Origin of the sequence: Paracraurococcus lichenis, assembly GCF_030657435.1 — a bacterium.
In the GTDB taxonomy this organism is placed as follows: Bacteria; Pseudomonadota; Alphaproteobacteria; order Acetobacterales; family Acetobacteraceae; genus Paracraurococcus; species Paracraurococcus lichenis.
In genome coordinates this window covers 1-570 of sequence record NZ_JAUTWS010000438.1, presented here as the reverse complement: position 1 = coordinate 570, position 570 = coordinate 1, and the positions used below count along the sequence as shown (strand labels likewise).

At 64.6% G+C, this 570-nt stretch carries 1 protein-coding gene; it reads left to right on the top strand.

Annotation, left to right across the window (positions count from 1 at the left end; all coding sequences use genetic code 11):
* Positions 1–71 precede the first annotated feature (71 nt).
* The gene (locus tag Q7A36_RS40690) at positions 72–560 is read left to right on the top strand and encodes a hypothetical protein (RefSeq protein ID WP_305109468.1); all 489 of its coding nucleotides are present in this window, start codon (positions 72–74) and stop codon (positions 558–560) included.
* Positions 561–570 lie beyond the last annotated feature (10 nt).

Sequence of the window (570 nt, the reverse complement as noted above, 5' to 3'; positions counted from 1 at the left end):
GCTGGGCACCCGAAAAGCCGGCCGAGCGTCAAGCCGCCGAGTGAAGGGTCCAGACCTCGCGCTTACTGTCAGTGCGCATCGTCTGGCAGACCGGCGCTACCAGCGAGCACCAAATCCGCCGTTCAGTGCAGGGCTACGCCGAATGCGCCGACACCGAAGTATTGGAGCGCCGGGTGCGCGCACTGAACGGCGCAGGCCTGCAAGATAGCGAGATCGCCACCGCCCTCAACGCCGAGGGACTTCGGACGGCGCACGGCGCCCCACTCTCGGGCGGAACGATCCACCTGCTCCGCAAACGCTGGAAGATCCGGACCGTCAAGATCAACGGTGTGGAGCCAAATCCGGAGCGCTGGCCGGACGGGAGCTATTCCGTTCAGGGCGCAGCCATCGCTTTGGGCGTAACCGACCAGACAGTGTTCAAATGGCTGCGGAAAGGCCGTCTTGTGGGTCACCAACGGACTAAGGGTCAGCCCTGGCAAATCATCCTGCCCGAGGAGCGCGTCGCAGCGCTCGCAGGACAGGTGCGATGCACCAACCCTTCGAGGAGAGAGGCATCATGAATCGCTCGGC